The organism is Rhizobium indicum, assembly GCF_005862305.2.
GTDB classification, from domain to species: domain Bacteria; phylum Pseudomonadota; class Alphaproteobacteria; order Rhizobiales; family Rhizobiaceae; genus Rhizobium; species Rhizobium indicum.
In genome coordinates, this window is the sequence record NZ_CP054026.1 from 221,924 (window position 1) to 246,527 (window position 24,604).

The 24,604-nt window shown below is 60.9% G+C and carries 23 protein-coding genes; 15 read left to right on the forward strand and 8 right to left on the reverse strand.

Going from position 1 to position 24,604, the window contains the following annotated elements; all coding sequences use genetic code 11:
* Nucleotide 1: 1 nt before the first annotated feature.
* The gene (locus FFM53_RS35830; RefSeq protein ID WP_138334686.1) at nucleotides 2-928 is read right to left on the reverse strand and encodes an SMP-30/gluconolactonase/LRE family protein; all 927 of its coding nucleotides are present in this window, start codon (nucleotides 926-928) and stop codon (nucleotides 2-4) included.
* A 223-nt stretch (nucleotides 929-1,151) separates the two neighbouring features.
* On the opposite strand from FFM53_RS35830, the gene FFM53_RS35835 reads away from it, so the two are divergent.
* Entirely contained in the window at nucleotides 1,152-2,228 is a 1,077-nt protein-coding gene (locus FFM53_RS35835) for a LacI family DNA-binding transcriptional regulator (RefSeq protein WP_138334687.1), read from the forward strand.
* Nucleotides 2,229-2,334: 106 nt separating this feature from the next.
* Here the strand turns inward: FFM53_RS35835 and FFM53_RS35840 are convergent, their stop codons facing one another.
* On the reverse strand, nucleotides 2,335-3,366 hold the full coding sequence (locus FFM53_RS35840) for an L-idonate 5-dehydrogenase (RefSeq protein ID WP_138390120.1): 1,032 nt from the start codon (nucleotides 3,364-3,366) through the stop codon (nucleotides 2,335-2,337).
* Between the two features lie 10 nt (nucleotides 3,367-3,376).
* The gene (locus tag FFM53_RS35845) at nucleotides 3,377-4,318 is read right to left on the reverse strand and encodes a 2-hydroxyacid dehydrogenase (RefSeq protein WP_138390121.1); all 942 of its coding nucleotides are present in this window, start codon (nucleotides 4,316-4,318) and stop codon (nucleotides 3,377-3,379) included.
* 135 nt (nucleotides 4,319-4,453) lie between these two features.
* On the opposite strand from FFM53_RS35845, the gene FFM53_RS35850 reads away from it, so the two are divergent.
* The 13 genes from FFM53_RS35850 (at nucleotide 4,454) to FFM53_RS35910 (ending at nucleotide 18,929) form a co-directional block, all read left to right on the forward strand.
* Nucleotides 4,454-5,218 carry an SDR family oxidoreductase gene (locus tag FFM53_RS35850; protein WP_033184155.1) on the forward strand — a complete coding sequence of 255 codons (765 nt, stop codon included), beginning with the start codon at nucleotides 4,454-4,456 and terminating at the stop codon, nucleotides 5,216-5,218.
* A gap of 13 nt (nucleotides 5,219-5,231) precedes the next feature.
* A complete protein-coding gene (locus tag FFM53_RS35855; protein ID WP_138390122.1) occupies nucleotides 5,232-5,789 on the forward strand; it encodes a gluconokinase in 558 nt (185 codons plus the stop codon).
* Entirely contained in the window at nucleotides 5,779-6,672 is an 894-nt protein-coding gene (locus tag FFM53_RS35860) for an NAD(P)-dependent oxidoreductase (protein ID WP_138390123.1), read from the forward strand. Before FFM53_RS35855 ends, FFM53_RS35860 begins: the two co-directional genes overlap by 11 nt.
* Nucleotides 6,673-6,779: 107 nt before the next feature.
* Nucleotides 6,780-8,276, forward strand: coding sequence for a sugar ABC transporter ATP-binding protein (locus FFM53_RS35865; protein WP_138390124.1), 1,497 nt, complete (start codon nucleotides 6,780-6,782; stop codon nucleotides 8,274-8,276).
* 18 nt (nucleotides 8,277-8,294) lie between these two features.
* Nucleotides 8,295-9,335 carry an ABC transporter permease gene (locus FFM53_RS35870; protein WP_003555504.1) on the forward strand — a complete coding sequence of 347 codons (1,041 nt, stop codon included), beginning with the start codon at nucleotides 8,295-8,297 and terminating at the stop codon, nucleotides 9,333-9,335.
* 51 nt (nucleotides 9,336-9,386) lie between these two features.
* Nucleotides 9,387-10,484 (forward strand): ABC transporter substrate-binding protein, encoded by a 1,098-nt coding sequence (locus FFM53_RS35875; RefSeq protein ID WP_029873594.1) that lies wholly within the window; start codon nucleotides 9,387-9,389, stop codon nucleotides 10,482-10,484.
* Between the two features lie 95 nt (nucleotides 10,485-10,579).
* Nucleotides 10,580-10,918: a hypothetical protein gene (locus tag FFM53_RS35880; RefSeq protein ID WP_062940405.1), complete on the forward strand. Its 339-nt coding sequence runs from the start codon at nucleotides 10,580-10,582 to the stop codon at nucleotides 10,916-10,918.
* A gap of 328 nt (nucleotides 10,919-11,246) precedes the next feature.
* Nucleotides 11,247-12,272, forward strand: coding sequence for an ABC transporter substrate-binding protein (locus FFM53_RS35885; protein WP_138390125.1), 1,026 nt, complete (start codon nucleotides 11,247-11,249; stop codon nucleotides 12,270-12,272).
* 33 nt (nucleotides 12,273-12,305) lie between these two features.
* Nucleotides 12,306-13,196, forward strand: a complete 891-nt coding sequence (locus FFM53_RS35890) for an ABC transporter permease (protein ID WP_138390126.1) — start codon at nucleotides 12,306-12,308, stop codon at nucleotides 13,194-13,196.
* Nucleotides 13,172-13,921 carry an ABC transporter ATP-binding protein gene (locus FFM53_RS35895; RefSeq protein WP_138390127.1) on the forward strand — a complete coding sequence of 250 codons (750 nt, stop codon included), beginning with the start codon at nucleotides 13,172-13,174 and terminating at the stop codon, nucleotides 13,919-13,921. Before FFM53_RS35890 ends, FFM53_RS35895 begins: the two co-directional genes overlap by 25 nt.
* A 35-nt stretch (nucleotides 13,922-13,956) precedes the next feature.
* Nucleotides 13,957-15,330 (forward strand): LLM class flavin-dependent oxidoreductase, encoded by a 1,374-nt coding sequence (locus FFM53_RS35900; protein ID WP_138390128.1) that lies wholly within the window; start codon nucleotides 13,957-13,959, stop codon nucleotides 15,328-15,330.
* A 63-nt stretch (nucleotides 15,331-15,393) separates the two neighbouring features.
* A complete protein-coding gene (locus FFM53_RS35905; protein WP_138390129.1) occupies nucleotides 15,394-16,464 on the forward strand; it encodes an LLM class flavin-dependent oxidoreductase in 1,071 nt (356 codons plus the stop codon).
* A gap of 503 nt (nucleotides 16,465-16,967) precedes the next feature.
* Nucleotides 16,968-18,929, forward strand: a complete 1,962-nt coding sequence (locus FFM53_RS35910; protein WP_138390130.1) for a HAMP domain-containing methyl-accepting chemotaxis protein — start codon at nucleotides 16,968-16,970, stop codon at nucleotides 18,927-18,929.
* A 148-nt stretch (nucleotides 18,930-19,077) separates the two neighbouring features.
* Here the strand turns inward: FFM53_RS35910 and mctP are convergent, their stop codons facing one another.
* The 5 genes from mctP to FFM53_RS35935 all read right to left on the reverse strand — a co-directional run bounded on the left by mctP (nucleotide 19,078) and on the right by FFM53_RS35935 (nucleotide 23,624).
* Nucleotides 19,078-20,553: a monocarboxylate uptake permease MctP gene (gene mctP / locus FFM53_RS35915; RefSeq protein WP_138390131.1), complete on the reverse strand. Its 1,476-nt coding sequence runs from the start codon at nucleotides 20,551-20,553 to the stop codon at nucleotides 19,078-19,080.
* Nucleotides 20,543-20,740, reverse strand: coding sequence for a DUF3311 domain-containing protein (locus FFM53_RS35920; RefSeq protein WP_003555492.1), 198 nt, complete (start codon nucleotides 20,738-20,740; stop codon nucleotides 20,543-20,545). Before FFM53_RS35920 ends, mctP begins: the two co-directional genes overlap by 11 nt.
* A 271-nt stretch (nucleotides 20,741-21,011) precedes the next feature.
* Nucleotides 21,012-21,656: a two-component system response regulator MctR gene (mctR, locus tag FFM53_RS35925; protein ID WP_138390132.1), complete on the reverse strand. Its 645-nt coding sequence runs from the start codon at nucleotides 21,654-21,656 to the stop codon at nucleotides 21,012-21,014.
* Nucleotides 21,653-23,038 (reverse strand): two-component system sensor histidine kinase MctS, encoded by a 1,386-nt coding sequence (gene mctS / locus FFM53_RS35930; RefSeq protein ID WP_138390133.1) that lies wholly within the window; start codon nucleotides 23,036-23,038, stop codon nucleotides 21,653-21,655. The genes mctR and mctS overlap by 4 nt, the downstream gene beginning before the upstream one ends.
* Nucleotides 23,039-23,159: 121 nt before the next feature.
* On the reverse strand, nucleotides 23,160-23,624 hold the full coding sequence (locus FFM53_RS35935; protein ID WP_003555489.1) for an Lrp/AsnC family transcriptional regulator: 465 nt from the start codon (nucleotides 23,622-23,624) through the stop codon (nucleotides 23,160-23,162).
* A gap of 163 nt (nucleotides 23,625-23,787) precedes the next feature.
* Here FFM53_RS35935 and FFM53_RS35940 point away from each other — a divergent pair, with 163 nt between their 5' ends.
* Complete coding sequence (locus tag FFM53_RS35940) at nucleotides 23,788-24,567, forward strand: ABC transporter ATP-binding protein (protein ID WP_138390134.1); 780 nt, start codon at nucleotides 23,788-23,790, stop codon at nucleotides 24,565-24,567.
* Nucleotides 24,568-24,604: the final 37 nt, after the last annotated feature.

Genomic DNA, 24,604 nt, shown 5'->3' on the forward strand with positions numbered 1-24,604 from the left:
ATTATCCGAGTCTCGATCCGTTGGCCGTGAGATAAACAGCATAGAGAGACGTGCTCGCGGTGATGAAGAGACGGTTCAGTTTCTCGCCGCCGAAAGTGACGTTGGAGACGCCCTCAGGAATATGGATCTTGCCGATCAAGGTACCATCCGGATCGTAGGCGTGCACACCGTCGCCGGCGCTCGTCCATATCCTGCCCTTGCGATCGACGCGAAAACCATCGAACAGACCTGCAGTACATTCTGCGAAAACGCCGAGATCGGTCAGCCTTCCCTCATTCGAGACCGCGAGCTTTCTGATATGACGCGGACCGCCGGGCAGGTGCGTTGCGCCGGTGTCGGCAATGTAGAGCACCGTCTCATCCGGGGAGAAAGCCAGCCCGTTCGGCTTGACGAAATCGGAGGTCACCTGATCGGTCGTGCCTTTTGCCGGATCATGCCGATAGACGTGGCATCCGCCGACTTCCGCTTCGCCATAGTCGCCCTCGTAGTCGTGAAGGATGCCGTAGCTCGGGTCGGTAAACCAGACGGTCCCATCGGATTTGACGGTGACGTCATTTGGAGAATTGAGGCGTTTGCCTGCAATTCGATCGGCCAGAACGGTGATCCTGCCGTCGAAATCCGTGCGCGTGACACGGCGCGTCAGATGCTCGCAGGTGATCAGCCGACCCTGATTGTCGACGGTGTTGCCATTCGAATTGTTGCTGGGCGAGCGGAAGACTGATGTATGCCCGCTGGTGTCGTCGTAGCGCATCATCCGGTTGTTGGGGATATCCGAGAAAACCAGATACCGCCCGGCGGCAAACCAGGCCGGTCCCTCCAGCCAGCGGCCACCCGTCCAAAGTCGCTCAACGCGAGCGTGACCGACGAAGCAGCTTTCAAAGCGAGGGTCGAGAACCTCAAACCCTGTACCGTCAATTTGCCCGAACATGGTGCTCCTCCGTATCATCAATTGTTATCGATATCATACTGTCGTGTTTTGGGGGCTCGGTACAGATACCGATCTGCCCACCTTTGCGAAAATGCCCAGGGAATCTTGATTTTTGGACGTTGGAATGGTGCATTCCTGCAATAATATCGATTGTACGATGATAGCGATAACTTTATTGTGTCTTGGACTACCCAATTCGGAAGCTTTGTGAAAGCGGAGATCAGTGAAAAACGAGGATGAGCCGAAAGACAAGCGTCTCAAGCCGGGAGAGGCTCAAAAGCTGACGATGGCGGAGGTCGCCAAATATGTCGGCGTATCTGCCATGACCGTGTCGCGTGCCTTTCGCCAGGATGCGAGCGTTTCCGAGGAGACCCGGAAGCGCATCATGGAGGCCGTCGACGCACTCGGCTATGTGCTCGACCTGTCTGCCGGCAGTCTCTCGTCGAGGCGGAGCGGCTTCATCGCTGCGCTGGTGCCCTCGATCAACAATTCGAATTTTTCCGACACCGCACGGGGCATGACCGATGCGCTGCAGAATACCGGCCTTCAGCTCCTTCTCGGCTATACCGACTATTCGGCGGAGAAGGAAGAAGAGCTGATCGAGGCGATGCTGCGCCGCCGCCCGGAAGGCATCATCTTGACCGGTGGTTCGCACACGGCGCGCGCGCGGCGCATGCTGGCAAAAGCCGGCATTCCCGTTGTCGAGACCTGGGAGCTTCCGGAAAATCCGATCAATCAGGTCGTCGGCTTTTCCAACAGCGAGGCGATGGCCCTGCTGGTGCGGACGCTTGCCAGTCAGGGATATCGGAAGTTCGGCTATATCGGGGGAACGACGGCGCGCGATACGCGCGGCAGCCAGCGGCGTAGCGGTTTCCAGAAGACGGTTGAAGAACTCGGCCTGGGACCGGGACGGATGATTTCCTTCGGCGTCCCGCCCATCACCATGGAACAGGGTGGCCAGGCAATCGTCAGCCTGCTGGAGCGCTGGCCGGACACGGAAGTGGTTCTCTGCGTTTCCGACCTTTCCGCCTTCGGCGCCATCATGGAATGCACGCGCAGGGGAATGAAGGTTCCGCGGGACATCGCTGTTGCCGGTTTCGGCGACTATGAGATCTCGTCCATCTGTCATCCGCGCATCACCACCATCAATGTCGACTGTTATGGCATCGGTCGCCAGGCGGCCGCCCGCCTGCTGGATACCCTCCATACCGGCGAGGCGACCGGCGATGAGATCACATTGACCGGCTACAAGGTTGTCTTGCGCGAAAGCACGGACCGAAACGGCGCGCCGACCGCTTGAGACTAAAGCGCCGCGCGTCTTTTCGGATGCGCGGCGCTGTAACGTTTTGAATGTCTGGATAATTTTATCCTCAAATCGATTCCGATTTAAGGAATTATACAGTCGGTCAAAAGGCGATCTGGACTTTCATGGACTTGCTGCGATCGCCCGCCAGCTCGAAGGCGGCGACGGCCTCTTCGATCCCAAAGACACCTGTCAGCAGTGGCTTCAGATCGACGCGACGCGCGTTGATCAGTTCAACGGCGAGCGCAAATTCCTCGTGAAAACGGAATGTGCCGCGCATCTCGATTTCCTTCGCAACGATCATGTTCTGCGGAATGGAAACATCGCCGCCAAGGCCGAGCTGCACGAGAACAGCGCGGGGCTTAAGCGTCTCCAAGCCGGCGCGCACCGCCCGCTCATTTCCCGACGCTTCGAACATGACATCGAAATATCCCTTTTCGGCACTGTAGGCCGCGAGGTCGGAAGCATGCGTGGCAACATTGATCGTTCGGTCGGCGCCGCTGGTGCGGGCAATCGCCAGAACGCTGTCGGTCACGTCGGTCGCGACGATCTCACGGGCGCCGAGGACGCGCGCCGCGACGATCGCCAACATCCCAATGGGGCCACAACCGGTGACCAGCACCCGTTTGCCGAGCAGCGATCCGGCGCGGTTTGCCGCATGCAGCGTCACCGCAAAGGGTTCGGCAAAGGCGGCCTCGTGAATGGAAATGCCGTCCGCGACCTTGTGGCATTGCCAACGCTCCGCCACCAGCCGCTGGCGAAAGCCACCCTGAATGTGCGGCATCGGCATGGCGCTGCCGTAAAACCGCATGTTGAGGCAGTGGTTTTGCTGCCCCTTCAGGCAATATTGGCAATGGTTGCACGGCCGGCTCGGAGAAACCGCAACACGGTCTCCCACAGTAAGGTCGGCGACGCCGGAACCGAGCGCCTTGACCGTGCCGGCGATCTCATGGCCGAGGATCATTGGTTCGCGCAGGCGAACGGTGCCGAAACCGCCATCATTGTAATAATGCAGGTCGGAACCGCAGATGCCGCCGGCTTCGATGGCAATCTCCACCTGCCCGGCACCGGCAACCTCCGGCTCGCGCTCTTCGATCCTGAGATCCTTGGCGGCATGAATGACGATGGCTTTCATATCGGGACCCTCACACGACGGGAGTTGGAAGCAAGCTACCTGCAAAATGCGCAGCGAGATTGTCTCTGACCAGTTGGCCCATGGCCTTGCGGGTCTCGACAGTGCCAGAGCCGTGATGGGGCTGCAACACGACATTTTGGAGGGTCAGGAAACGCGCATCGATCCGGGGTTCGTTCAGGAAGACATCAAGGCCCGCAGCCTGAATCGTGCGGTTTTGAAGGGCTGCGATCAGCGCCTCTTCGTCTACGGTCGTTCCGCGCGAGACATTGATCAAGATGCCGTTTGGCCCGAGTGCTTCAAGCACTTCAGCGTTGATGATCTTCATGGTCGCCTCCCCACCGGGGACGATGACGATCAGAAAATCGGCCCAACCGGCAAGCGCGATCAGGTCTGGCTCGTAGGTGTAGGCAACATCCTGGTGATCATGGCGGGCGAAATAGGAGATGTCGCAGCCGAAAGCGGCAGCCCTCTTGGCGATCGCCTTGCCGATCCGCCCCATGCCGGCGATCCCCACCTTCTTGCCCGAGACGCGTGTCACCAGCGGCATGGCGACACTGCCCCACTGGCCGGAGCGGACGAGAACATCTGCCTGCGGGACCTGCCTTGCCGTCGCAAGCAGCAGTCCGATGGCGATATCGGCGACATCTTCGGTGAGCACATCAGGCGTGTTGGTGACGCGAATGCCGTTCGCGCGGGCATAGGACAAGTCGATGGCGTCGGTGCCGACGCCATAACAGGAGACGATTTCCAGTTTCGGCAATTGCGCCATCAACTCTGCGGAGGCTCCGAGTTCGCCACGGGTCGCTATGGCGCGGATATCCTTGCCGACCCTTGATATCAGCTCCTGTCGGTCTGCCGCTTCCCACAAGCGATGGACGCGGTAGTTCGCCTCCAGATCCACCATGTCCCATTCCGGATAAGCTCCGGTCATCAAGATTTCTTCTTTAGGCATTCCGTTTCCATCCCGCATTTTGACAGTTGATTATGTTATCGATAACATATAATTCGGAAGAGGGATGTCAAGTGAGTTTCACCGTCAGCGGCAGTTGAAGCCGTCACCCGCGGCGAAACCGGAGGAGTGATTTGCATGAAGAACTTGTTCGATCTTACCGGACGGCGTGCCCTGATCACCGGCTCGAGCCAGGGGATCGGCTATGCGCTGGCCGAAGGCCTGGCGCAGTATGGCGCCGAAGTCATCATCAACGGCCGCACGCCCGAAAGCGTCAACCGCGCGGTCGAGAGCCTCAAGGATCAAGGCCTGTCTGCCCATGCGGCGATCTTCGACGTGACCAGCAAGGACGCTGCCAAAGCGGGTATCGACGCAATCGAAGCCGATATCGGGCCGCTCGACATCCTGATCAACAATGCCGGCATGCAGTTTCGCACGCCGCTGGAAGATTTCCCGGCGGACAAATGGGAACTGCTGCTGACCACCAATATTTCGAGCGTATTTTATGTCGGCCAGGCCGCGGCCAAACCCATGATCGCCCGCGGACAGGGCAAGATCATCAACATCGCCTCCGTTCAAAGCGAACTGGCGCGCCCTGGCATTGCTCCCTACACCGCGACCAAGGGCGCGGTGCGCAATCTGACCCGCGGCATGTGCGCCGACTGGGCCAAGTACGGCCTGCAGATCAACGCGATTGCGCCGGGCTATTTCAAGACGCCGCTCAATCAGGCGCTTGTCGACAATCCCGAGTTCTCGTCCTGGCTCGAGAAGCGAACGCCGGCCGGACGCTGGGGCAATGTCGAGGAACTGGTCGGCGCCGCCGTTTTCCTGTCGGGCCGGGGCTCGTCCTTCATCAACGGGCACACGCTCTATGTCGACGGCGGCATCACGACCTGCCTCTGATAGAGACGAGACCATGGATTTCGAGAAAAAGGCGCCACCTCTGGCCGTCGTCGTCATGGGCGTCAGCGGCTGCGGAAAATCTTCGGTTGGAGAGCATCTTGCCGCTCGAAACGGCCTGTTGTTTCAGGAGGGCGACCAACTCCACCCCGCTGGCAATGTTGAGAAGATGGCGCAGGGTATACCGCTGACCGACGACGACCGCCTGCCCTGGCTCGACCGGATCGGGGAGGAAATAAGGACCGCGCAAAAAGCATCGCGAGGGCTAGTGATTTCCTGTTCGGCGCTGAAGAGAAGCTATCGGGACAGGCTGAGGCAGGCGGCGGACGGGCGTCTGGCCTTTGTTTTCCTCGAAGGATCCCGCGACCTGTTGCTGTCGCGGATGCAGGCCCGCCAGGGCCATTTCATGCCCGCGACTTTGCTCGACAGCCAGTTGCAGACGCTGGAGCCGCCGACCGGTGAAGCTAATGTCGTGACGGTGGCGATCGACAATGCGTTGGATGATATCGTGGCACTGGCTTGCAAGGGACTGAGCGGCATGGCCGTCAAGGGAGGAGATTATCATGCAGGATGACTACAGAGCAGATGTCGCCGTCATCGGTGCCGGCATCATGGGAACGGCGATCGTCACCCGATTGATCGAAACCGGGCATAAGGTATCGGTCTTCGACCTGGATACCGAAAAAGTTGCGGCTTTGCAGGCCAAGGGGGCGCGCGCGGCCGGCTCCGTGGAGGAAGCGGTCTCATGGTCGGCGTTTTGCGTGCTCAGCCTCAATCACGCAAACATCGTCCGCGCCGTCGTCTTCGGCGAAAAGGGCGTTGCGGCGGCGGCGAATGCCGACAAGGTGCTGATCGATATGTCGTCGATCGACCCGGCCGACACGGCCGACATGGCGACGCGGCTGCGTCGAGAAACCGGCATGGCATGGGTGGATTGCCCGCTTTCCGGCGGCGTGCCGGGTGCGTTGAGCGGACGCCTGACGATCATGGCCGGCGGCAGCCCAGAGGATTTCGAACGGGCACGCGTGGTGATGCGGCATCTTGCCGCCAATTACACGCTGATGGGTGTATCCGGCGCGGGGCAGACCACGAAGCTGATCAATCAATTGTTTTGCGCCGTGCTGTTTCAGGCCGTCGCGGAGGCGGTCAAGCTCGCTGAAGCCGGCGGCGTCGATCCGGCCGCCATTCCGGCCGCCCTTGCCGGCGGCAGGGCGGACAGCCGCATATTGCAGGAATTCATGGCGAAATTCGCCGCCCGGGATTTCTCGCCGACAGGCAGAATCGACAACATGTTGAAGGACCTGGATTCGCTTCAAGCCTTTACGCTCAAGACGAAGACGCCATTGCCGATGACTGGCTCGGTGGTCGAGATTCACCGTCTGCTCTGCGCCGCCGGGCTTGGGCCAAAAGACTCGGCCGAGATGATGCGCCTTCTCGATGGATTTCAGGCCGATTGACGTCAATCTCTTCGGGAAATTCGAGATCGTCATCTTTCCGCTTGACCATCCATAAATGTTATCGATAACATACACCCATGAAAACCGCAGCTTTGGGAGGAGCCACAGTGGAAGCCAAGAGACTGCTGGAATTCCAGTCGATCACCAAGAGCTTCGGCGGCACGCAGGCGCTGCGGGACGTCTCGATCGACCTGCGCGAAGGAGAAATCCTCGCGCTGCTGGGAGAAAACGGTGCCGGCAAATCGACGCTCATCAAGACGCTTGCGGGCATCTACAAGCCCGATAGCGGCGACATCCTGTTTCGCGGCCAGAGCTACCATCATCGTCCCCCGAAGCCGAACGAGCGGCAGCCGGTTGCCTTCATCCACCAGGATCTCGGTTTGATCGAGTGGATGACGGTCGGCGAGAACATGGGCTTGTCGCAGGGTTTCTCGATGCGTCGCGGCCTCATCGATTGGAACAGGACGCAGGCGCGCGCCAACGAGGCCTTGAAACTGGTCGGTTGCGACTTTGACCCCACGACGCGGGTCTCGGCATTGTCGCGCACCGAAAAGTCGCTTGTCGCCATCGCCCGTGCACTTGCCGTCGAAGCTGACGTGCTGGTGCTCGACGAGCCGACGGCGAGCCTTCCCGCCGATGAAGTCGATCGGCTGTTCAATGCGATCCGTCCGTTGAAGGATCGGGGAGTCGGCATGATCTACGTTTCCCACAGGCTGGACGAAATCTTCCGGATTGCCGATCGGGTCGCCGTTCTGCGCGACGGATGCATGGTGGGACAGAAGCCCGTCAGCGAGACCACCCCCGAGGAGCTGGTGACGATGATCATCGGCCGCAGCGGCGACAGCCTTTTTTCCAAGACGGCGATCACGCCCGGCAAGGCGATCGTCGAGGTCCGCGATCTCGTCTGCGCCGGCACAGGCCCGATATCCTTCGATATCCGCGAGGGCGAGCTTCTGGGACTGGCTGGATTGCGCGGCGCCGGTCAGGAACGGATCGGCCGCGCCCTGTTTGGTTGCGAGCCCTTCAACGGCTCGGTTCTGCTGCATGACGAGGCCCCCGACCTTTCCAGCCCACGAGGGGCAATGGCGTCGGGCATCGGCTTGATTGCCCGTGACCGGACGGAGGAATCCGTGGCGCTCTCGCTATCCATTCGGGAAAATACCTATCTTAATCCGGGAGCCGTCGGGCGTGGGCTTTTGTCCTTCCTGTCGCCGCGCGGCGAAGCCGACCTTGCCCATAAGATCGGCCATTCCGTCGGTCTGCGGCCGAACGACCCGGATCTGCCGGTGGAGGCCCTGTCGGGCGGCAACCAGCAGAAAGTGGTCGTCGGCCGCTGGCTGGCGACCGGCCGCAAGCTGCTGGTCGCCGAAGATCCGACCGCCGGCGTCGACATCGGGGCGCGTGCGGAGATCTACCGTCTGATCACCCAGGCGCTCGAGGCCGGTCTCGCGGTTGTCGTGGTGTCGACGGACTTCGAGGAAATCGCCCATATCTGCCACCGCGCGCTGGTCTTCTCGCGCGGGAAAATCGTCAGTGAACTGACTGGAAGCGCTCTGACGACGGAGGCGGTCATCACGGCCGCATCCGCATCGGAAGCCGCTTGAGCCATCGGGAGAACAGCCATGCAATCCATTGAATCCACGGCCCTGGAGCCGACCAAGAGCGAAATGGCCGGTCTGTCCACAGGACAGAAGATCGGACGCCTGATCCCGGTTTACGGGTTGGTGATCCTGACCGTCGGCCTGATCGTGATCTTCTCGATCCTTCTGCCGGATACGTTCCCGACCGTGTTGAATGTCCGCTCGATCGTGTCCGACAAGGCGATCATCGCGCTTCTATCGCTGGCTGCGATGATCCCGATGGCATCGGGTCGCATCGATCTGACCGTCGGCTATGGCATCGTGCTCTGGCACATTCTCGCTATCAGCCTGCAGACGGCCTACGGCCTGCCCTGGCCGGTCGCGGTCGTCATCGTGCTCGCGCTCGGCGTTCTGACCGGCTGCATCAACGGGCTGCTGGTCGAGGTTGCGAAGATCGACAGCTTCATCGCGACGCTCGGCACCGGAACGGTCCTATACGCGCTTGCGCTCTGGCACACCGGCGGCCGGCAGGTGGTCGGCGTCCTGCCTGATGGTTTCTATGCGCTGAACGGCACGATGCTGTTCGGCCTACCGATCACCGGCTTCTACGTGCTGCTGATCGCCATCTGCATGTGGATCGTGCTCGAATACCTGCCGATCGGCCGCTATCTCTACGCCATTGGCGCCAATCCGAAGGCGGCGGCCCTCAATGGCATTCCGGTCCGCAAATTCGTGATCGGCGCATTCGTCACCTCGGGGCTGCTCGCGGCTCTGACCGGGGTCCTGCTCGCCTCGAAGCTGCGGATCGGCCAGGCGAGCGTCGGCCTCGAATATCTCCTGCCGGCGCTTGTCGGCGCATTTCTGGGATCGACGACGATCAAGCCGGGACGGGTGAACGTCTGGGGCACCTTGATCGGCGTCATCATCCTGGCGGTCGGAATATCAGGAATTCAGCAATTCGGCGGGTCGTTCTTCGTCGAACCGCTGTTCAACGGCGTCACCCTGCTGATTGCCATCGGCATAGCAGGCTACGCCCAGCGCAAGCGCGGAGCTGTGAGGAGGATCACACCCGCATCCAAATGAGGATGCCGGCTCGTCCCGGCATTTCACAACAAACAAAATGGAGGAGTGAACATGAAGCGTAGAACGTTATTGCAGGCAACGGTCGCAACCGTCGCCGTTATGCTGAGCATGCCGGCATTGGCCGATTCCATGGCCGACGCCAAGGCCGTGGTCGAAAAATATGCTTCCAAGGTGAGCGCCTGGGATGGCCCGACGAGCGGCCCCAAGGGCGCTGCCGGAAAGAACATCGTCATTCTGGCCGGTGATATGAAAAATGGCGGCATCCTCGGCGTGGTCAATGGCGTTCAGGAAGCGGCAGGCGCGCTCGGCTGGACGGTGAAGGCGCTTGACGGCGCCGGTTCGATCGGCGGACGGACCGCGGCTTTCGGCCAGGCCATGGCGCTGAAGCCGGATGGCATCATCATCAACGGCTTTGACGCGGTCGAGCAGAAGCCGGCGATGGAAGCAGCCAAGGCTGCCGGCATTCCGATGGTTTCCTGGCACGCTGCCTCGGCGGTCGGTCCGGTTCCCGAAGTCGGTGTCTTCGCAAACGTGACCACCGATGCGATGGAAGTGTCGAAGTCGGCGGCGGATTGGGCCTTTGCCGATGCCGGCGGCAAGCCGGGCGTCATCATCTTTACCGACTCCACCTATGCGATCGCGATTGCCAAGGCCGATCGCATGAAGAAGGAGATCGAGGATCTCGGCGGTACGGTGCTCGAATATGTCGACACGCCGATCGCCGAAACCTCCCAACGCATGCCGCAGCTGACCACATCGCTTCTGCAGAAGTATGGCGCGAAGTGGACGCATTCGTTGGCGATCAATGACCTCTACTACGACTTCATGGGACCTTCGCTCGCTTCGGCCGGCATTGCCGGTGATGGAAAACCGGTGAACGTCGCAGCCGGCGACGGTTCGGAGAGCGCCTATCAGCGTATCCGCGCCAAACAGTTCCAGGCTGTCACGGTCGCCGAGCCGCTCAACCTCCAGGGCTGGCAGCTCGTCGACGAATTGAACCGCGCCTTTGCGAAAGCGCCATGGTCCGGCTACGTGTCGCCGCTCCATGTGGTGACCAGCCAAAACGTCGAGTTTGACGGTGGACCGAAGAACAGCTTCGATCCCGACAACGGCTATCGCGATCAATACAAGAAAATCTGGGGTAAATAACCCTCTCAATCAGGGCGTATCGATCGATACGCCCTGATCCTACGACAGCCCGCCACCATCGATCCAGCTCCGGCGAGTTTTGGAAAAGAGAACCTATGATCATTCGTTATGCTTTGTTTGAAGGCGAAATCCATCCCGGTAAAGAAGGGGAATTCCGCGAATTCGTGCGGCAGCGGCTCGTCCCTCTCTGGACGAAATTTCCGGGCGCCGAGGAAATCCGGGTGCTGGATGGAATGGAGCGCGACGAAGGCGCCCCGATCTATGCCATGGCGCTCGCCATTCGTTATCCCGATATGGATACGGTGAACGCGGCACTTCTCTCCGATGTGCGGTCGCAGAGCCGCGAGGTCACCGGCGAACTCCTGCAGCTCTTTACCGGCAAGGTGCACCATCACGTATTCGCGGCCAACGAATATGCACCGCATATTGCCTGACATAAGGCGATCCCGACGTCCGCGACGGCTTGGCGTCTGAAGGGCGGTCGCTGCGGTCCGCTGCCCGGCCTTAAACAAAAGTAAGGGTTTGAACAAAGACCCGGAAAGCGCTCGCGGACGAACGTCCCAGGCGCTTTTTTCATGTCGGGACGCGCCGAGCATCCTTCGGACGCGCCGGATGCGATCGTTCCGGTTGCCCGACTTTTGAGGACAATTTTCCCTCAGCGCCACTTTCATTAAACTAAATAGTCTATCGATTTAGTAGATTATATTCCATCTTACCGTGCATCGCTCCTGCAATCAGCAATCCGAAACGGGAAGATCGACGATGACATTGGCAAAGACATTCAAAATTGCGTTGTTCAGTCTGCTTGGTCTCAGTGCCATTCACGGTCCGGCGGCAGCCCAGGCAGACGCTCCCCTGCTTTCCAAAGTGCCGCCGGGCACGGTGCTGACGATCGGCGATCCGGTCACGCAGAAAGCGCTCGAAGTGTCCGGCCTGGGCAAGGAGCTCAGTTTCGAGGTCAAATGGGCCAATATCAGCGGCGGGCCGCAGACGTCGGAAGCTTTCCGCGCCCATGCACTCGACGTCGGGTCGGTGGCCGAGATCCCTTCGATCTTCGCCAACTGGAACAATCTGCCCGTCCGCAACATCGCCTATCGCGAACGTCGTGACCCGATCGCCAATCCCATCTACCGCTTCGGCATCGCGCCAGGCGCGGCCATCAAGACGCTCGCGGACTTCCGCGGCAAGCGCATCGCCTTCAGCCCGGGTCAGGCACAGGGCACGCTTGTTCTACGCGCGCTGCACGCGGCAGGTCTGAAGAGCGGTGACGTCACCCTGGTGGAACTGCCGAGCACCAGTGACGTCTACCCGAAGGCATTGGCGAGCAAGCAGGTCGACATCGCGCCGCTCGGCGGCGTCTACATCAGGCGCTATATCACCCAATACGGGCCTGATGGCGCGACCCTCGTGGAACATGGCCTGCGCGACGATCCGAGCCATCTTTATGCGCCGCAATGGGTTCTGGACGATCCCGCCAAGGCGGCAGCTCTCGCCGAATATGTCGGCCTGTGGGCACGCGCCACCGAATGGGTGAACCGGAACCCGGATCTCTGGATCAAGGAATATTACGTCGGTCAGCAGGGGTTGAGCCAGGAGGACGGGGAATATCTCGTCAAGTTGAACGGCGAACAGGTCGTTCCTAGCGATTGGAGCGAAGTGAAGAAGCGCCACCAGGAAACCATCGACCTGCTGGCAGACGAGCTCGGCTACAAGAGCTTCAATGTGGAGCAGATTTTCGACAATCGCTTCGAAAAGCTCGGCGCCGCAGCCTTGGCCAAGAGCCAGTAACGCTCGACACCCTTCGGAGAGGAGATTTGAAGCATGGCAACCACTTGGGATGCAGATGAGGCGAAACTGTCGCGGTCGTCCGGCGGTAGAATTGTGCGGGCAGGTTCTCGCCTCGTAAAACCGGCTGGCTCCGCTGGCCCCCGAGCCCGGCGCAGGTTGGGCCCCGGACCGGCGATCCCTTTCGGATTGCAGATCGGGCCGGCATTACTCGTCTTGACCTGGGTCGTTGGCTCGGCGCTCGGATGGATCGACCCGCGGATCCTGTCGGCGCCGTGGACAGTGGCTGAGGCTTTCGTAAGGCTCATCGAGCAGGGTCGCCTGCAGGACAATTTCGTGACGTCAGCGACACGCGCCCTGCTCGGCCTTAGCATCGGATTGCTGATCGGCACGATCCTGGCGGTGATCGCCGGCCTTTCCCGGATCGGCGAAGCCCTGATCGACGGGCCGGTACAGATCAAGCGCGCGATACCGACGCTGGCCCTGATCCCTTTGTTGATCCTGTGGTTCGGCATCGGCGAGAGCATGAAGGTTACGACAATCGCGCTTGCCGTGATCGTGCCGATTTATATCCACACCCACAACGCGCTCCGCAGCATCGACAGCCGTTATGTCGAACTGGCCGAAACCCTGCGGATGAGCCAGAAGGACTTCGTCCTTCAGGTCGTGCTGCCTGGTGCTTTGCCGGGTTTCCTTCTGGGTCTGCGGTTTGCCGTCACCCTCTGCTGGGTTTCTCTCGTCGTGGTCGAGCAGATCAACGCCACCAGCGGGCTCGGTTACATGATCGATCTTGCCCGCAATTACGGACAGACCGACGTCATTCTCGTCGGCCTGGTGGTCTATGTGCTGCTGGGTCTCGTCTCGGACGGTCTCGTCCGCCTGCTTGAACGGAGGGTCCTCTCATGGCGCCGCACCCTGGCAAACTGAAGCCCGCAACCAAGGCCGTCCACGTGCGAAACCTCGCACGGCGGTTTGCGACGAAGACGATCCTCGACGGCGTCGATCTCGACATCGAGGAAGGCGAGTTCGTCGCCCTGCTCGGCCGCAGCGGCTCCGGCAAAAGCACGTTCCTCAGGGCTCTTGCCGGTCTCGATCATGGTGTCGAGGGAACCGGCACCCTCGAGACGCCGGAGAGCCTTTCGGTGGTTTTCCAGGACGCCCGCCTGCTGCCGTGGCGTACCGTCATCCAGAACGTCACACTCGGCCTACGTGGATCTTCCGGCCAGGAAGCCGGACGGAAAGCCTTGGCGGAAGTAGGACTTGCCGGCCGGGAAACGGCGTGGCCGAACCAGCTTTCGGGCGGGGAACAGCAGAGGGTCGCGCTTGCCCGTTCGCTGGTGCGCGAACCGGCCCTGCTTCTCGCCGATGAGCCATTCGGCGCGCTCGACGCGCTGACCCGGCTGAAAATGCACGATCTGCTGCGGGAGTTGTGTGCAAGACACCGTCCTGCCGTGCTGCTCGTCACCCACGACGTCGATGAGGCGATTTCGCTGGCCGACCGGATACTGGTTCTCGACGAAGGCCGCCTCATCGAGGATCTCAAGATCGATCTGCCGACGCCGCGCGACCACGGCGATCCGAGCTTTGCTCAAACCCGCATCCATCTCCTCAGCCGGCTCGGAGTCGAGCTTCCGGGCCGCAAGGCCGCCTGACATCAGCAACAGTTCAATTTGATGAGGATAAGCCAATGAGCACATCGAAAAGGCAAATGCGGCTTGGCGCATTCATCATGGCGACCGGCCATCATATCGCCGCCTGGCGCCATCCGGAGGCGCAGGCCGATGCCGGCCTCAATATCGATCACTACCGCGAGCTCGCCCAGACCGCCGAACGCGGCAAATTCGATCTCGTCTTCGTCGCCGACAGTCCGGCTGGATGGGACCGCGCCAAGGACCCCGAAGCGCTTCGTCGCACCGCCCAGGGCGCGCATTTCGAGCCGCTGACCCTCTGGGCCGCCCTCTCCCAGGTGACCAAACATATCGGCTTCGTCGCCACGGCATCGACGACCTACGAGGACCCCTACCTTCTCGCCCGCAGGTTCGCGTCGCTGGACTATATCTCCAAGGGTCGCGCCGCCTGGAACGTCGTCACGACAGGTGCGGATGTTTCGAAGAATTTTTCAATCGCAGGCCATCCTGCCCATGCCGATCGTTATGAGCGGGCCGAGGAATTCGTCGACCTGGTGAAGGGCCTGTGGGATTCTTATGAGGACGACGCCTTTATCCGCGACAAGGAAAGCGGGGTCTATCTCGACCTCGACAAGGTGCATCTCGTCGATCACAAGGGCAAGTTCTTCTCGGTGGCCGGTCCGCTCAACGTCGGCCGCCCGGTGCAGGGCTATCCTGTGATCGTGCAGGCCGGCGCATCGGAACCGGGGCGCGAACTTGCCGCCCGCACGGCCGAGATGATCTTTACCGCCAACCAGACCTTCGAGGATGCGCAGGAATTCTATTCCGACGTCAAAGGGCGGCTCGCCCGCTACGGGCGCCGGCCGGACGAACTGCTGATCAGTCCCGGCATATTCCCGGTTCTCGGCGGGACGGAAGCGGAAGCCCAGGCGAATTACGACCATATCCAATCGCTGGTTCATCCCTCCATCGCCTGGAATATCCTTGCCCGCCACTACAAGGGCATCGACCTTTCCGGCTACTCGCTGGATGATCGCGCCCCTCCCCTGCCTGATAATACCGAACTCAACAAGAGCCGCCTCAAGCTGGTTTCGGATCTGGTATCGCGCAACAATCTGACGCTGCGCCAGTTCTATCTGGCGGTCGCCACCGCTCGTGGCCACCGGACGGTGGTCGGAACACCCGAGCAGATTGCCGATGCGATGCAGACCTGGTTCGAGAACGGTGCTGCCGACGCCTTCAACATCATGCCGCCGATCCTGCCCACCGCGCTTACCGATTTCGTCGATCAGGTCGTCCCGATCCTGCGCAAGCGCGGCCTGTTCCGGCACGAATATGAAGGGACGACGCTACGGGAAAATCTTGGCCTCCAACGCCCGCCGAATGGCTTTGTGGTTCAGGCGGGGCAGCAGCAGGTGCAGGCGGCCGTATGATCTCTTGAGGGGGCTTCCCTCCCCCTGGCTTTGTTCCAATCACACACAGAACTGCAGCATCGCATGAGCAATAATTCCGAATTTCTCTGGTATATTCCGAACGACGTCAAAGCCGGTCATCGCGGCGATTCCGCCGTCGAGAACCACAACAGCCTGGATACGCTGACCAGCCACGCCAGGGCACTGGAGGAGCATGGCTGGAAGGGCGCGCTCATCGGCACCGGTTGGGGCCGCCCCGACACGTTCACCGTCGCGGCCTCGCTCGCCGCCCGGACCACCACCTTCGAGCCACTCATTGCGATCCGTCCAGGTTATTGGCGACCGGCGAACTTCGCTTCCGCGGCGGCGACGTTGGACCATCTGACCGGCGGCCGCGTGCGGATCAACATCGTGTCGGGCAAGGACAACCTCTCTGCTTACGGCGATAGCGAGGGAGATCAGGCACACCGCTATGCCAGGACCAAGGAGTTCATGCGGTTGGTCCGCAGATTGTGGACCGAAGAAAACGTCACATCCACCGGCGAGAACTTCCGCGTCGCTGAATCCACCGTGGTGCCGCGCATCCAGGTTCGCGGCGACCGTCGGCACCCCAAATTCTATTTCGGCGGTGCCTCGGAGGCGGCCGAACGGGTGGCCGCGACCGAGGCCGATGTCCAACTTTTCTGGGGCGAGCCGCTCGATGGTGTTCGGGAACGGATCGCGCGGCTCAAGGCGTTGAGCCGGGAACTGGACCGCGATCTCCCGCCGCTGGAATTCGGCCTGCGGATCACGACGCTGGTCCGCGACACCACCGAACAGGCCTGGACCGACGCCGAGGCGAAGGTCGCCGAGATGGCGAGAAGCAAGGGCACCGGCTGGCACGATCACCAGCGCGCGCTCGCCGTCGGCCAGCAGCGGCTGCTTGATCTGCATGAGCGCGGCGACGTCCTCGACGACAACCTCTATACCGCGCCGGGCAAGTTCGGCGGTGGCGGCGCCGGCACCACCTGGCTGGTCGGATCGGCGGAAGACGTCGCCCGCTCGCTGCGCAAATATCAGGATCTCGGCATCACCCACTTCGTGCTGTCCGACACGCCCTATCTCTCCGAAATCAAGCGGCAGGGCGATCAGCTTCTTCCGCTGCTGCGCGGCTGAAGCCGGAGCAACGGCGCTCCGGTACCGCAGCTGCAATTCATGCCGATTGCCGAGATCGTTCAGAGCGTCGCGCAGTTCACGGGCAAGCCGCAAAACCTTGCTATGCGGGGGAGGTTGGTGATTTCGCAACCATCGGGAGAGCGCTCGTCGAATTGTCCATCCGAAAAGCGCAAATGCTATCCAGATATGGCGATATAGCAAGCTCCGTCGGCTCCGTTTACACTCTCTAAAATATATTCCTCTAATTTTTTTTAGATATCGGGACGACGTTCTTTAGGTTCGTCACCTCCGCCATGATAGCGGGCCAGGCACCCGAATTTCGCATGAAATCGGCTTTTATTGCTTTGACGGATGTCCCGTATCTCGAGCGCGATTCCGGGCACAGGGGTACCCGTCGGATGCACTCGGAGACACCGAGGCGCTGCATTCGAACGAGATATGACAAGCAATCCTGGCTGCCGAGACATCCTTCCAACAAACCTCACCGCGAGGGGAGAGTGCATATGAAGAATATCATGAGTTTCGGGGTTGTGGCCCGCCTGGCGCTTGGCTTCAGCGTTCTCCTTTTGCTGATGGTTGGCTTGACCATCTATTCGACGGACAAAGTTGCGCAGATCAACGATAAGCTTGGAACCATCAACGACGTCAACAGCGTTAAGCAGCGGTTTGCCATCAACTATCGTGGCAGCGTGCATGATCGGGCGATCGCCATCCGCGACGTCACTCTGGTTACATCGACCGATGAACGGAAGACCGCCGAGGCATTGATCGAAAAGCTGGCGGCCTCTTACGCCGAGAATGAAAAGCGCATGGCGGATATGGTTGCTTCTCCGGCTGGCGCGACCGAACAGGAAAAGACCATTCTCGGTGAGATTGCAGACATCCAGGCGAAGACCAATCCTCTGGTCGCCCAGATCATTGCGCTGCAGGAGAAGGGCGACGGCGAGGCGGCCCGCAAGATCCTGCTCGAACAGGCTCGGCCGGCCTTCGTTGCCTGGCTTGGCGCCATCAACAAATTCATCGACTATCAGGAAGCGCTGAACAAATCTATTGGCGGCGAGGTGCGCAGCACGGCAAGCGGCTTCAAGCCATTGGCCCTGACCGCGCTTGGCATTGCGGCTGTTCTTTCACTCGTTGCCGCCGCCGTGACCGCACGCACGATCGTCGGCCCGCTGGCAAAACTTCAGCTTTCGCTGAAAGCGATGGCCGACGGCAATCTCGACGGCGATCGCCGCCTCGAAGCGCGGGGCGACGAGATCGGCAAGCTTGCACGGGCGGTGGCAGGGCTGCGCGACGCAATTTCGGCAAAGGCCGAACGGGAAGCCGACGCAGAGGCGAAGAGAGCCGTGTCGGAGCGGCATCGGCTCGAGCAGGATGCAGATGAACGCCGCACCCTTGCCGAGCAGACGGACAAGGCTGTCGGCCAGCTTGGCGATGCGCTGCAGGCGCTGGCTGACGGCGATCTTACACAGCAGATCGGCACTCCGTTCATTCCGTCTCTAGAAAAGCTCAGAGCCGACTTCAATTCTGCAGTCGAAAAGCTCCGTGCCGCCATGCAGAAGGTTGCCCAGAACGCCAGCGCCATCGCGGGCGGTGCACAGGAGATCCGCTCCGCCTCGGACGATCTCGCCAAGCGGACCGAACAGCAGGCAGCCTCCGTCGAGGAAACCGCCGCTGCTCTGGAAGAGATTACGACCACCGTTGCCGACTCGAGCAACAAGGCTCAGGAAGCCGGCCAGCTCGTTCGCAAGACGAAGGAGAGTGCGGAGCGCTCGGGCAGCGTCGTTCGGGATGCGGTCGACGCCATGGGCAAGATCGAATCCTCCGCCACCGAAATCGGCAGCATCATCGGCGTCATCGATGAAATCGCGTTCCAGACCAATCTGCTGGCGCTGAATGCCGGCGTCGAAGCCGCCCGTGCCGGTGAGGCAGGCAAGGGCTTTGCCGTCGTCGCTCAGGAAGTGCGCGAGTTGGCGCAACGTTCCGCCAAGGCGGCAAAAGAAATCAAGGAACTGATCAACGCTTCGAATGGCCACGTCAAAAGCGGTGTGGCCCTGGTTGGCGAGACCGGAAAGGCGCTGAAGGAGATTGCCGAGCAGGTGCAGCAGGTCGACGGCAATGTGGGGGCCATCGTCGGCGCTTCGCAAGAGCAGGCGACGGGACTGAAAGAAATCAATACCGCCGTCAACAGGATGGATCAGGGGACGCAGCAGAACGCCGCCATGGTGGAAGAAGCGACAGCGGCCGCTCATAACCTTGCCAAGGAAGCCGACGCGCTGTTCCAGCTTCTGGGCCAGTTCAACATTGGCGGAGTGGTGGCACCGAAGCGCACATCGCAGCCCGCTGCCGCGGCGCCACATGCTCAACCGGCGTCCTCGCCTGCGCGTCAGATGATTGCCAAGGTGGGTAAGTCGTTCCAGACGAACGGGAATGCGGCATTGGCCGGCGATTGGGAAGAGTTTTAAGTCGCCCGGATCTCTTTTCGGCTGACACTGGAAAGCAAAGCCATATGATTCTTGCGAAGGGCAGCATTTGCTGCCCTTCGCATTTTCGGATCAAAGAAGGTGAGCATGATGTTGTCCGAAAACTGCTCACACTTTTCGGCATCATGCTCTAGGCCCGGGCCGGAGCCTTGGCCGGAAGCAAGGCGTTGACCACGACCGCAACGGCGATGTTGGCCGCAAGCGCCAGCAGTCCCGTATAGACGGTGAAGGGTTCGCCGCCGAGGCTGATCAGATGCAGAGGCTTCCAACCGGCATCCCAGACGAGGAAAGTGCCGCCGCCGAAGCCGACGAACCAGCCGGCAAGCAGAGCGGGTGCACGGAACCAGTTGGTGTACAGGCCGAAGACCAGGGCCGGAAGCGTCTGCAGGATCCAGATGCCACCGAGCAGCTGCAGGTCGAGGGCGAATTGTGTCGGCAGGAAGATGATGACGAGAAGCGCGCCAACCTTCACCACGAGCGAGGTGATCTTTGCGACCTTCGCCTCGCCCGCGTCACTGACCTTGGGATCGACATAGGCTTTCCAGAAATTGCGGGTGAAGAGATTGGCGGCGCCGATGCTCATCACCGCTGCCGGAACCAGCGCGCCGATGGCGATCGCCGCAAAGGCAAAGCCGGAGAACCAGCCTGAAAACAGCGTCTTGAACAGCGTCGGAACAACGTCATTGGCGCTGTCGAGCTTCAGGTTGGCGGCATGCCCCATATAGCCGAGCAGAGCCAGAAGGCCGAGCAGCAGCGTATAGGCGGGCAACATGATCGCATTCTTGCGGATCGTCTTGCCGCTGTTGGAGGCAAAGATGCCGGTCAGCGTATGCGGATACATGAAAGCCGCGAGCGCCGAACCCAAAGCGAGTGTTGCATAGGCGACATACTGATTGCCGCCGAGCAGCAGGTTGCCGGAACCCTTGGCCTGGAAGGCCGCATCGGCCGAGGCGAAGACATTGGCGTAACCCCCGAGTTTCGACGGGATCAGTGCGACGGCCGCAATCACGACGATATAGATCATGATGTCCTTGACGAAGGCGATCAGCGCCGGCGCGCGCAGGCCCGCGGAATAAGTGTAGAGCGCCAGCACGATGAAGGCGATCGCCAGCGGCAGTTCGCCATGCAGCCCGAGGGCCTTCAGCACCGCGGTCATGCCGACCAGCTGGAGGGCAATATAGGGCATGGTGGCAATGACTCCGGTTGCCGCCACGGCGAGTTCGAGACCGCGCGATCCGTACTGACCGTGGACGACGTCGCCAGCCGTCACATAGCCGAAATCCTTGGCGCGTTTCCACAGCACAGGCATGACCATGAAGACAAAGGGATAGACGACGATGGTGTAGGGCAGCGCGAAGAAGCCGTAGGCGCCGACCGTGTAGACCAGCGCCGGGACGGCGATCACCGTGTAGGCGGTATAGAAATCGCCGCCGACCAGGAACCAGGTGATCCAGGTGCCGAAGTTGCGTCCGCCGAGGCCCCATTCATCGATATGGGCCAGTGTCTCGGGCTTGCGCCAGCGGCTGGCGACGAAGCCCATGACGGTAACGAGCACGAAAAAGAAGATGAAGACGGCAAGCGCCGTGCCGTTGATGTCAGTCGTCATGGCGAGTGCTCCGATAGGCGATCCAGGTCAGCGCTGCGGTGATCGGCACCCAGAGAAGCTGATACCAATAGAAGAAGGGAAAGCCGAAAAGAGATGGCTCGCGGACATTGTAAAATGGTGGCCAGAGCAGACCTAGATAGGGAATGACAAGCAGCCAGAGCGCTGCCTTGCTACGTGGTTTTTCCATGTCGGGATACCTTTCAGGCGCCGGGTCGGCGGTCGCCATGTTCCAGTTGTCGGCGTGGAAGGCAGGTCTGTCAGCCGGCGGCCGCGGCAGGCCCGGCTCGGGTCGCTCGAGGTTTTCCGACCGATCGGAAGCTGATGTAACGCATGTGAATTCCTCCCAACGGCTCGCACTTGGCCAGCCGTGGATGGAGTCCTATGGCGGTGGTTTTGTTCTCACAAGATGGGCGCGGCGCTGAAATGCCGGGGCCTACCCAGAAGTGGGTAGACGCGATTTACCCGACTTTCGAGACGATGCCGTGATCGAGCGCATAGCGGATGAGGCCCGCTGTGGTGGCGATACCGAGCTTCTTCTTGAGGTTCTTGCGATGGGTTTCCGCCGTGGCGGAGGTGATCCCGAGCGTTTCGGCGATCTCCTTGTTGCTTCTGCCGGCAACGATCAGCCCGAGAATGTCGCGTTCGCGCGGGGTCAGGGGGTCGCTACCCTCCTCTGCCCGTTCGCCCATCAGCGCGTCGAAGACGCCGGACGAGAAATATGTCCCCCCGCCCGCCACGGTCTCGATGGCCGAGACGATCTCGTCGGTCGAAACGTCCTTCAGGATGTAACCGGCAGCGCCATGCATGACCGAGGAGGAAATATACTCGCGGCTGTTATGCATGGAGAGCATCACGACCCGCGCCTGGGGAAGTTCGTTCCTGAACAATTCGATCGCATCGATGCCGCTCAGCTTCGGCATGTTGATGTCCATCAGCACGACCTGCGGCAGGACCTGCCGGCCGATCTCGAGCCCCGTTTGCGCGAGGCCGGCCGTGCCGGCGACTTCGATATGGTCGAATGTTTCGAGCACGGCCTTCAACCCGTCCAGCACCAGCGGATGGTTGTCGATCAAGAGCACCCTGATTTTCGGGCGTTCCGTCATGCGGCTTCTGCCTGCTTGCCGGCGGGGAGATTGGCCGATTTCGGCATCATCGCCGTCAGCGTCGTGCCGGCCTCGCTGCTGTTGATCAGCAGCAGGCCGCGGAAGTGAGCCATCCGCTCCTGCATATTGCGCAGGCCGAGACCCGATCTGCCGGATAGGCCGTCCTTGGCGCCGTCGAAGCCAGTGCCATTGTCGGTGACCGTCATGCGGGCGCGGCCGTTGTCGCTCCAGAGCTTGACCGCAAGCTTGGAGGCGCTCGAGTGGCGTTCGACATTGTTGAACGCTTCCTGTGCGACACGATAAAGCGCGGTATTGGCTTCGGCCTTCAGCGTGTCGGTGAAGCTTGAGGCGTCGATCTTCGTCTCGATCCCCGTCCGCTCGGCAAAGTGATAGCAGAGTGCCTCCAGCGCGGCCGTCAGGCCGAGATCGTCGAGCACGCGCGGGCGCAGATCGTGCGACAGCCGTCTGATTTCCTTGATGGCGCCGTTCAGCGCCTCGACACCGCGATCGATGGTCAGTGCGGCATCGTCGACATTGGTCCTGACCTTGCGGCCGGCAAGATCCATCGCATAGCGCACGCCGACGAGATTCTGGGAAATGCCGTCATGCAACTCGCGGGCCAGCCGCGCGCGCTCTTCTTCCTGGGCATCGATGACCCGCTGCGTCAGCGCCTTGAGCCGGCTGTCGGCCATGCGGCGCTCATGGAACGTCAGCAGCATGCAGGTCGTGAAAACGACAAGCACCGAAGGTACGGCGATCAGCGCGACGATGATGAAGGTCCGTCTTATGTTGGCGCGCATTCCGGCGTTGGCGGCGGCACTTTGGGCAAAGACGTCGTCCAGGTAAACGCCGGTGCCGACGACCCAGTGCCATTTGTCGAGACTGACGACGAAGGAGAGCTTGTCGGCGATCTGTCCGGTCGATGGCTTCTGCCATTTGTACTGATGCAGGCCCCCGCCCGCTCTTGCCGTGGCGATCAGTTCGGCAATGACCTTGTCGCCATCCGGATCGGTGAGGTCGAGCCAATTATGCCCATGGCGGAAACTCTGGCGCGGATGGACGATGTTGTTGCCGTCGTAATCGTAGACGAAGAAATATCCGTCCTTGCCGTAGTCGAGCGAAGTCAGGATCGCCGCCACCTTTTGCTTGGCGGCTTCGTCGTCGGCACCGGCATTGTCATAGATCGTCTGGATGGCGGACAGGGCAAGGTTGGTCAGATTGAGGATCTCGGCTTCCTTGGTCTTCAGCATGTTCTGCTCGAACGTGTCGATGCTGTTCTTGGCGAGGTTTGCCGATTGCCAGGTGATGAAGGTGGTGATCGCAAGGATCGAAATGACGAGCGGAACGATCGCCAATGCGATGATCTGGTGTCGTAACGTCAACGATCATTCCTCCCGAGAATTTGCGCCGGGAATTATGCCCTTTGTCAAATGCGAGTCCAGCGGCTTGTCGGTGCCCGATCTGTGACAGCCGGAACCAATGCCGGCGCGCATCGCGTGCGCGCTAATCCAGCGGAACGAACAGACCGAGCTTGACGTCCCGCAACACGACATTCGTGTGCATGCGGCGGATCTGCGGATTGTCAGCCATGATCAGCGCGGCGATGTCGTCATAATGCTCGACGTCGCGGGCGGTGACGATCGCGATCAGATCGACTGCGCCGGTGACATAATAGACCTGCTGTATGTGATCCTGCTTTTCCGCCCAGAGGCGGAACTTCGCCAACGCGTCGTAATTGTCCCGCTCGATCTCCATCCCGACGATGAACACCATTGCTGTTCCCGTCGCCTTGCGGTCGACGACGGCCACCTCTGCCTTGATGATGCCTTCCTCGCGCAGCCGCTTCAGCCGCCTCTGCACGGCCGAGACCGACAGTCCGATCCGTTCGGCGATCGTTTCGGCTTTCAGCTGGCAATCGCGCTGAACGATATCGAGAATGTCACGGTCAAAACGATCCAGCTGTTCCATTGTCCAATCCTAATTCTCGCCGCAGCAATTCGCGCATTCTGCCGTACTTGCCGCGCGAAGAAGAATATTTTGCATAAAATATGCATAATAGATGAAAACTGCGCGAAAAAACCGCGTTATTTTATCATTATCCTTCGCAAGCTCAATTCACCCGGAACCATGCATGCCAGATCAACCCTTTCCTGCTCTTCGTGTCGATGATCTCCATAAAAGCTTCGGCTCGCAACAGGTTCTCAAGGGTATCTCGACGCAGGCCGAAAAGTCTGACGTGATTTCGATCATCGGCTCGTCGGGCTCCGGCAAGAGCACCTTTCTCAGATGCATCAATTTCCTGGAAACGCCGGATCGCGGCCGCATTGCCGTGAACGGCGAGGAAATCGCGCTGAAGATGGGGCGGGGCGGCCGGCTGCAGCCGCGCAACTGGCGGCAGATCGAACGGATACGGATCGGACTGGGGATGGTCTTCCAGAGTTTCAATCTCTGGGCTCATCGTACAGTGCTGGAGAACGTCATCGAGGCGCCGGTGCACGTCATGGGCATTTCGCGGCGCGAAGCCATCGAAAAGGCCGAGGCCCTCCTCCACAAGGTCGGGCTCTTCGACAAGCGCGATGCCTATCCCGCTTTCCTCTCCGGCGGTCAGCAGCAACGCGCGGCGATTGCGAGAGCCCTCTGCGTCGACCCTGCCGTCATGCTGTTCGACGAGCCGACGTCGGCGCTCGATCCGGAGCTGGTCGGCGAGGTCCTGAAAGTCATCCGTGATCTCGCGGAAGAAGGCCGGACCATGCTGATAGTCACGCATGAAATGCGCTTCGCCCGCGATGTCTCCAGCCGTGTTTTGTTCCTGCATCAGGGACGGATCGAGGAGGAAGGTCCGCCGGAGCAGATATTCGGCGCGCCCGTCAGCGCCCGCTGCCGGGAATTCACCGGCCTCAGCGCCCATTGATGCACTCCGAACTCTCATCGCCAACACAAACCAGGAG

Excerpts from the sequence above, each read along its gene's own strand:
- FFM53_RS35830 (WP_138334686.1), bottom strand. The coding sequence starts at position 928 with ATGTTCGGGCAAATTGACGGTACAGGGTTTGAGGTTCTCGACCCTCGC.
- FFM53_RS35840 (WP_138390120.1), bottom strand. The coding sequence starts at position 3,366 with ATGAAAGCCATCGTCATTCATGCCGCCAAGGATCTCAGGATCGAAGAG.
- FFM53_RS35845 (WP_138390121.1), bottom strand. The coding sequence starts at position 4,318 with ATGCCTAAAGAAGAAATCTTGATGACCGGAGCTTATCCGGAATGGGAC.
- FFM53_RS35850 (WP_033184155.1), top strand. The coding sequence starts at position 4,454 with ATGAAGAACTTGTTCGATCTTACCGGACGGCGTGCCCTGATCACCGGC.
- FFM53_RS35855 (WP_138390122.1), top strand. The coding sequence starts at position 5,232 with ATGGATTTCGAGAAAAAGGCGCCACCTCTGGCCGTCGTCGTCATGGGC.
- FFM53_RS35860 (WP_138390123.1), top strand. The coding sequence starts at position 5,779 with ATGCAGGATGACTACAGAGCAGATGTCGCCGTCATCGGTGCCGGCATC.
- FFM53_RS35870 (WP_003555504.1), top strand. The coding sequence starts at position 8,295 with ATGCAATCCATTGAATCCACGGCCCTGGAGCCGACCAAGAGCGAAATG.
- FFM53_RS35875 (WP_029873594.1), top strand. The coding sequence starts at position 9,387 with ATGAAGCGTAGAACGTTATTGCAGGCAACGGTCGCAACCGTCGCCGTT.
- FFM53_RS35880 (WP_062940405.1), top strand. The coding sequence starts at position 10,580 with ATGATCATTCGTTATGCTTTGTTTGAAGGCGAAATCCATCCCGGTAAA.
- FFM53_RS35885 (WP_138390125.1), top strand. The coding sequence starts at position 11,247 with ATGACATTGGCAAAGACATTCAAAATTGCGTTGTTCAGTCTGCTTGGT.
- FFM53_RS35890 (WP_138390126.1), top strand. The coding sequence starts at position 12,306 with ATGGCAACCACTTGGGATGCAGATGAGGCGAAACTGTCGCGGTCGTCC.
- FFM53_RS35895 (WP_138390127.1), top strand. The coding sequence starts at position 13,172 with ATGGCGCCGCACCCTGGCAAACTGAAGCCCGCAACCAAGGCCGTCCAC.
- FFM53_RS35900 (WP_138390128.1), top strand. The coding sequence starts at position 13,957 with ATGAGCACATCGAAAAGGCAAATGCGGCTTGGCGCATTCATCATGGCG.
- FFM53_RS35905 (WP_138390129.1), top strand. The coding sequence starts at position 15,394 with ATGAGCAATAATTCCGAATTTCTCTGGTATATTCCGAACGACGTCAAA.
- FFM53_RS35910 (WP_138390130.1), top strand. The coding sequence starts at position 16,968 with ATGAAGAATATCATGAGTTTCGGGGTTGTGGCCCGCCTGGCGCTTGGC.
- mctP (WP_138390131.1), bottom strand. The coding sequence starts at position 20,553 with ATGACGACTGACATCAACGGCACGGCGCTTGCCGTCTTCATCTTCTTT.
- FFM53_RS35920 (WP_003555492.1), bottom strand. The coding sequence starts at position 20,740 with ATGGAAAAACCACGTAGCAAGGCAGCGCTCTGGCTGCTTGTCATTCCC.
- mctR (WP_138390132.1), bottom strand. The coding sequence starts at position 21,656 with ATGACGGAACGCCCGAAAATCAGGGTGCTCTTGATCGACAACCATCCG.
- FFM53_RS35935 (WP_003555489.1), bottom strand. The coding sequence starts at position 23,624 with ATGGAACAGCTGGATCGTTTTGACCGTGACATTCTCGATATCGTTCAG.
- FFM53_RS35940 (WP_138390134.1), top strand. The coding sequence starts at position 23,788 with ATGCCAGATCAACCCTTTCCTGCTCTTCGTGTCGATGATCTCCATAAA.